Raw genomic sequence first — 6,959 nt, forward strand, 5'->3', positions numbered from 1 at the left:
TACAATATGGTGGTTGTAACGAGACATATGAACCGACTTAGCTTTAAACGAACTCACGCACCTTGAATGCGCAAGACCGCAAGCCGCCGCCCACATGTCCCTTCATCTACATCAACAATGTCAAAGAACTTCCCTGCTTCGCACCGTGTGGTAGAAGCGCCAGCGAACCGGCGATGGGGAGGACCGGAACAGTGGCCCCGATCAATTGATCGGAACCATGATCCGGTATAAAAAGAGCAATCTCGCTATCCGCTTCAGCGGAGCGGCCCGAAGGCCAGCGAGGCGACCGGTGGGAGAAGCGAAGAGCGTCTCGTCGTCCGGTGAAGCTGCTTATATGGGCGTCACTGGAAGGCGTCAACAACGATTCTTCACTTTTTTCGGTTCCATGCGTTTTTACGCACCCAGCCCCGGTTTCCGCCCCGCTGCGGCACGTTCGGGCGGCACCTTCCCCCTGCCCGGTCCACGCGGCATAAGGCGCTAGATGGTATCGGATGAGAGGATCGTTGTCGTGACCGCCCCCCTGTATGACCGCCAGTGGACGCTGGAGGCGATCCGCCGGCTCGAGGCCGACTTCTGTCGTTCCGCCGATACGCACCTGATCCGGATCGAACTGCCGCGTACCCCCGGCATTACCCTTTACCTCAAGGACGAATCGGTACATCCTTCGGGCAGCCTGAAGCATCGCCTCGCCCGTTCGCTGATCCTCTATGGCCTGTGCAACGGGTGGATCGGCCCCGATACGGTGCTGGTCGAAGCGACGAGCGGGTCGACCGCCGTGTCCGAAGCCTATTTCGCGCGGCTGATCGGACTGCGCTTCATCGCGGTCGTGCCGCGCAGCATCGCCAGCGCCAAGGTCGAGGCGATCCGTTTCCAGGGAGGCGACGTACATTTCGTCGACGATCCGCGCGAGGTCTATGCCGCCGCACAGGGGTTGGCCGATGCGAGCGGCGGCCATTATCTCGACCAGTTCACCTATGCCGAACGGGCCACCGACTGGCGCGGCAACAACAATATCGCCGAATCGATCTTCGCGCAGATGGCGAAGGAGGATCATCCCGAACCGACGTGGATCGTCTGCGGCGCGGGCACCGGCGGCACGTCGGCGACGCTCGGTCGTTTCATCCGCTATGGGCGGCATGCCACCCGGCTGTGCGTCGCCGACCCCGAAGCGTCGGTGTTCCACCGCCATTACCGCGATCCCGCCATCCGTACCGTCGAGGGCGAATGTTCGGGAATTGAGGGGATCGGGCGGCCACGGGTCGAGCCGTCGTTCGTTCCCGCCGTCATCGACCGGATGATCGCCGTTCCCGATGCCGAGAGCATCGGCGCGATGCGCGCGATCGGCGCGCGGCTCGGGCGGCCGGTCGGCGGATCGACCGGGACCAACATCGCCGCCTGCGCCACGCTGGTCGCGGAAATGGCGGCGGCGGGCGAGGCGGGATCGATCGTCACCATCCTGTGCGATTCGGGACTGCGCTATGCCGATACCTATCACGACGACGCCTGGCTGGCGGCGAAGGGGATCGACTGGCGCGAATCGGCGGCGCGTCATGCCATTTTCCTGGCAGCGGCATGACACCGCTCAGCGTCACCGACCTGTTCACCATCGGCATCGGCCCGTCCAGTTCGCATACCGTCGGCCCGATGCGGGCAGCGCATGCGTTTGCGACGATGCTAGTCGAGGACGGGCTGACCCCGGCGCGGGTCTTCTGCGATCTCTATGGCTCGTTGTCGCTGACCGGGCGGGGCCATGCAACCGATGTCGCGGTATTGCTGGGGCTTTCGGGCGCGACGCCGGAGGGAGTCGATCCCGACGCGGTTGCAGGCATCGTCGCCACGATCCATGACACGACGGCGCTTGCGATCGCCGGACAGGTGAGAATCGCGTTCGATCCGGCGCGCGACCTGATCTTCCATCCGGGGTTCCTGCCCGGGCATCCCAACGCCATGGCGTTTACCGCCGTGCTGGCCGACGGCAGCCGGATCACGCGCCGCTATCATTCGATCGGCGGCGGGGCGATCCGCGCCGAGGGCGAGGCAGCCCCGCGAATCAACCTGACGCTTCCGCATCCCTTTGCGAGCGGTAACGACCTGCTGGCGCTCTGCACCGAAACCCGCCAGTCGATCGCCGAGATCGTCGCCGCCAATGAAGGCGCGTGGCGGCCCGAGGCCGAGACGCACGGCTTTCTCGACGCGGTGCGCGCGGCGATGCTTGCCTCGATCGATCGGGGGTGCGCTGGCAGTGGCGAACTGCCCGGCGGGCTGAAGGTGCAGCGGCGCGCTCGGGCGATCCGCGAGAAGCTGCTCGAACGTGGTCCGCGCAGCGACCCCGGCGTCGTGTTCGAATGGGTCAGCCTGTGGGCGCTGGCGGTGAATGAGGAGAATGCCGCCGGCGGCCGGGTCGTCACCGCGCCGACCAATGGCGCCGCCGGCGTCATCCCGGCGGTGCTGAAATATTATGAGACGTTCGTCCATGGATCGACCCGCGAGGGCAGCCGCGCACTGTTGATGACGGCGGCAGCGATCGGCTTCCTCTACAAGCAGAACGCATCGATCTCGGCCGCCGAAATGGGATGCCAGGGCGAAGTGGGCGTCGCCTGTTCTATGGCGGCGGGGGGCCTTGCCGCAGCGCTCGGCGCGACGCCGGCGCAGGTCGAGAATGCCGCCGAGATCGGCATGGAGCACAACCTCGGCCTCACCTGCGATCCGATCGGCGGACTGGTGCAGATCCCGTGCATCGAGCGCAACACGATGGGCGCGATCAAGGCGATCAACGCCGCCTATCTGGCGCTGCACGGTGATGGTCGCCACATCGTCAGTCTCGATCAGGTGATCGAGACCATGCGCCAGACCGGCGAGGACATGAAGAGCCAGTATAAGGAGACCAGCCAGGGTGGCCTGGCGGTCAACGTCGTCGAATGTTGAAGGAAGCCCGTTTGTCCGACCTGCCTGATTTCGCCGCGATTACCCCCACATCGATCCGCCCAGCGCTCGATGCCTTGCTGGCCGAACGCGATGCCGCCAGCGCCACCGCGCTGGACGGTCCGCCGACGTTCGCGGCGACGTGGCTGCCGATCGAGCACGCCGATGTCGCGATCGACAATTTCTGGTCGAGCGTGTGGCACCTGCATGCGGTGCAGGACAGCCCCGCGCTGCGCGCCGCGCATGCGGAGGGGCAGGCGGTGCTGACCGAACGTGGCATCGCCGCGCAGCAGGACCGGGCGATGTTCGACCGGTTGCGCGCGCTGGCGATCACCCCCGATTTCGCCATGTTGCCCGATGCCGACCGGATCGCGGTCGAACGGTCGATCCGCGACCGGACTCTGGCGGGCGTCGCACTGGACGATGCGGCGCGCGATCGCTTCAAGACCGTGGCGACCGAATTGTCGGCATTGCAGACCGAGTTCGCGAGCGCCGTGCTCGACGCGACCGATGCGTGGACGCTGCACCTGACCGACGAATCGCGACTCGCCGGATTGTCCGAGGCCGACCGCGCGATGATGGCGGCGGCGGCGCAGGCCCGCGATCTGGAGGGCTGGCTGGTCACGCTGCAACAGCCGAGCGTCGTCGCGGTGCTGACCTTTGCCGAGGACCGCGCGCTGCGCGCCGAGGTGTACCGCGCCTATGGCACGCGCGCGTCGGATCAGGGACCGCATGCCGGACAGTTCGACAATAGCGAGCGGATCCGCCGCATCCTCGCGCTGCGCCACGAGGCCGCGACGCTGCTGGGGTTCGCCGATCCGGTCGCGCGCTCGCTTAGCACCAAGATGGCACCCGATGTCGGCGAGGTGCTGGCGTTCCTGCGCGATCTTGCCGCGCGGGCCAAACCGCATGCCGAGGCGGAAGTCGCCGAGTTGCGCGCCTTTGCCGCCGAACATCTCGGCCTCGACGATCTGCAACCATGGGACATCGGCTTCGTCGGCGACCGGTTGAAGCGCCATGCCCATGCGATCGATCAGGCGGCGATCAAGGCCTATTTCCCGGTCGATCGGGTGCTTTGCGGGTGGCAGGCGCTGCTCGTCCGGCTGTTCGGCGTGACGTTGACCGAGCGGGGCGATGTCGCGACCTATCATCCCGACGTCCGCTATTACGATGTGGCCGATGCGACCGGCGTGTTCGCCGGGCTGTATCTTGACCTGCATACGCGTGCGGGCAAGAAGGGCGGCGCGTGGATGGCCCCTGCCCGGCCGTTTCTCGACGGTGATTCGCCGAGCCTGCCGGTCGCCTATCTCGTTTGCAACTTCGCGCCGACCGGAGCGGCCACGCCGCTGCTCAGCCATGACGATGTGACGACGCTGCTCCACGAGACGGGGCATTGCCTGCATCACCTGTTCACCCGCGTCCCCCGGCCCGATATTTCGGGCACGTCGGGGTTCGAGTGGGACGCGGTAGAGCTGCCCAGCCAGTTGATGGAGGACTTCGCGTGGGACGCCGGGGTGCTCGCCGCCATGTCGGGGCATGGCGACACTGGCGAACCGTTGCCCGATGCGCTGTTCCAGCGGATGCTGGCGGCACGGCGGTTTCAGTCGGGGATGTTCCTCGTCCGGCAGATCGAGTTCGCGATGTTCGACCTGCTGCTGCATCTGGGCATCCATGGCGATGATCCGATGGCGGTAATCGAATCGGTACGGGACGAGGTGGCGGTGGTCCGCCCGCCCGAATGGCACCGCTTTCCCTACGCCTTCGCGCATATCTTTGCCGGGGGCTATGCCGCTGGCTATTACAGCTATTTGTGGGCCGAGCTGCTGGCGGCGGACGGCTTCGCCGCCTTCGCCGAGGCCGGGACCGTGGACCGCGCGACCGGCGACCGGTTGCGGGCGTGCGTCCTGTCGCAAGGGTCGGTCAGGCCGGCGATCGAGTTGTTCCGGGCGTTCCGGGGGCGCGATCCCGATCCGCAGGCGATGCTGGAGCGGCATGGATTGGTCGCACCAGTCGCGCCGGGCGAGGCGTAGCACCAGCTACGCCGAGCCGCCCAAGGCGCGACCGGCCGGCGGCGCCCAAAGCGCCGTCCGACGACGCGGGCTTTGCCCGCGGCGTGCCTCCAAAGTTTACAAAGTTTACACTAGCCGGTGTCTGCATTTGCAGGATTTTCAATCGCCGGTAGTTCTGATTCAAGGCTGGCGAAGGAGGCAAGCCTTGAGCAGACGGACGCTGACGGACGAGCAATGGGATCGGATTGCGGGGTATCTTCCTGGACGTGAGGGGACGCGAGGGCGCAGCGGCGTGGACAACCGGCTGTTCGTGGATGCGATCCTGTGGATGGCTGGGAACGCGGCACGCTGGCGAGACCTGCCGGAGGTATTCGGGAAGTGGACCGGGGTGCACGCCCGCTTCCGGCGCTGGTCGCATGCCGGTGTCTGGGAACGGCTTTTCCACAGCCTGGCCGACACGCCGGACTTCGAATACGTCCTGATCGACAGCACCATCTCGAAAGCCCACGCCGATGCCAGTGGGGCAAAAGGGGGGCTGAAGCTGCCGCGATCGGCCGGTCGCGTGGTGGGCTGACGACCAAGCTGCACGCTGCGGTCGACGCCATCGGCCTGCCGATCCGCATTCATCCGACACCCGGGCAATGGGCCGATCGTCCCCAGGCCGAGACATTGCTGGCAGGCTTGAAGGGCGTAGGTCCCGTCATTGCCGATGCCGCCTATGACGCCGACGCGCTACGCGCCTTCATCGCCGACGATCTTGGCGCGAGCGCACACATAAAGGCCCATCCCAACCGAATCGCCAGGCCGGCCATCGACTGGCGCCTCTACAAGGAACGCCATCAGGTCGAGTGCTTCTTCAACAAGCTCAAGCGCTTCCGTCGTATCGCCCTGCGCTGCGAGAAAACCATCACCGCCTTCATGGGCTTCGTCCACCTCGCATGCGCCATGATCTGGCTACGATAAATGCAGACGCGGCCTAAGCACGCTCTGGAGCGAACGTCGCCGGACTTGATAAAGGTGTTGATTGATAGGGCCGGCATCTCAGCCCGACCGAAGTCCATTACCCGCATCGGACGTTGTGGCGCACGGCGGCGATGTAGGACAGCCCGCCGCCAGCGCCCGCTTCGCCGCCGCGATCGTCCGGCCGAGATCGGCCAGCGCTACGCCGTGGAGCGCGACTCGCACCGATCCGACGCGTCGCTCGACCAGCGTCACCGTCCCCTGATCGAGCGCCAGCGTGCCGGGGACGACCGGCGTCGCGCCGGGCGGCAGGGCGAGCAGGACGGTGATCGGCGCGACCGGATCGGCCGGCGCGCCGCCCCGCCGCAGCGCCGAGGGCGGGCGGTCGAATGCACTCAGAAACACCTCGTTGAAACGGCGGACGCTGCCGAAGCCGGCGGCGAAGGCAATGTCGGTCAGCGACAGCGCCGTGTCATGGATCAGTTGCTTGGCGAGGTTCAGCCGCCGCGTGGCCTCGATCGCCAGCGGCCCCGCGCCGAGATGGCGCTCGAACAACCGGCGCAGATGTCGGTCGGTCATGCCGAGCCGGTCGGCGAGATCGACGACGCTTCCTTCCGCCAGCGCGCCTTCGTCGATCAGCCGCAACGCACGGTCGATCGAGGCGCGGGTGCCGACCCATGCGGGGCTGTCGGGCGCCGTTTCGGGGCGGCAGCGCAGACAGGGGCGGAAGCCCGCCGCCTGCGCTGCCGCCGCGCCGGGATAGAAGCGGGCATGCGAGCGCGCCGGGGTGCGCGCCGGGCAGACCGGGCGACAATAGATGCCGGTGGTAGTGACGCCGACGAAGAAACGGCCGTCCATCGCGGGATCGCGCCGTTCGAGCGCGGCGTAGCAGCTATCGGGATCGAGCATGGGTGCGATCCTGCCGGGTCGGGGGTGGCGCGACTAGAGCAGATTCCGTTCAGTACGCATCGTATCCGGCAGCGGCGAAGTAGTTGGCGCACTCAGCGGGCGTGTAGGTGTCGATGGCGGCGCCGATGGCGCGGGACAGGTCGTCGACGGTGCGCGCAG

5 protein-coding genes are annotated in these 6,959 nt (G+C 66.9%); 4 read left to right on the forward strand and 1 reads right to left on the reverse strand.

The genetic code is table 11. From position 1 onward, the window contains the following. Nucleotides 1–508: 508 nt before the first annotated feature. From LRA89_RS20240 to LRA89_RS20255, 4 genes are all read left to right on the forward strand, one after another. Nucleotides 509–1,576: a PLP-dependent cysteine synthase family protein gene (locus tag LRA89_RS20240; protein ID WP_329958533.1), complete on the forward strand. Its 1,068-nt coding sequence runs from the start codon at nucleotides 509–511 to the stop codon at nucleotides 1,574–1,576. After that, nucleotides 1,573–2,925 (forward strand): L-serine ammonia-lyase, encoded by a 1,353-nt coding sequence (locus LRA89_RS20245; RefSeq protein ID WP_230772819.1) that lies wholly within the window; start codon nucleotides 1,573–1,575, stop codon nucleotides 2,923–2,925. Before LRA89_RS20240 ends, LRA89_RS20245 begins: the two co-directional genes overlap by 4 nt. 11 nt (nucleotides 2,926–2,936) lie before the next feature. Then, complete coding sequence (locus LRA89_RS20250; protein WP_230772820.1) at nucleotides 2,937–4,952, forward strand: M3 family metallopeptidase; 2,016 nt, start codon at nucleotides 2,937–2,939, stop codon at nucleotides 4,950–4,952. 184 nt (nucleotides 4,953–5,136) lie between these two features. Then, a protein-coding gene (locus LRA89_RS20255; protein WP_230772822.1) for an IS5 family transposase occupies nucleotides 5,137–5,894 on the forward strand; the annotation gives its coding sequence in 2 pieces (ribosomal slippage) (nucleotides 5,137–5,455 and nucleotides 5,455–5,894; 759 coding nt in all). A gap of 78 nt (nucleotides 5,895–5,972) precedes the next feature. Here the strand turns inward: LRA89_RS20255 and LRA89_RS20260 are convergent. Next, nucleotides 5,973–6,800 (reverse strand): bifunctional transcriptional activator/DNA repair enzyme AdaA, encoded by an 828-nt coding sequence (locus LRA89_RS20260; protein WP_230772824.1) that lies wholly within the window; start codon nucleotides 6,798–6,800, stop codon nucleotides 5,973–5,975. Nucleotides 6,801–6,959 lie beyond the last annotated feature (159 nt).

It is taken from the genome of Sphingomonas sp. Leaf4 (assembly GCF_920939515.1).
Lineage (GTDB): Bacteria > Pseudomonadota > Alphaproteobacteria > Sphingomonadales > Sphingomonadaceae > Sphingomonas.

Excerpts from the sequence above, each read along its gene's own strand:
- LRA89_RS20260 (WP_230772824.1), bottom strand. The coding sequence starts at position 6,800 with ATGCTCGATCCCGATAGCTGCTACGCCGCGCTCGAACGGCGCGATCCC.
- LRA89_RS20245 (WP_230772819.1), top strand. The coding sequence starts at position 1,573 with ATGACACCGCTCAGCGTCACCGACCTGTTCACCATCGGCATCGGCCCG.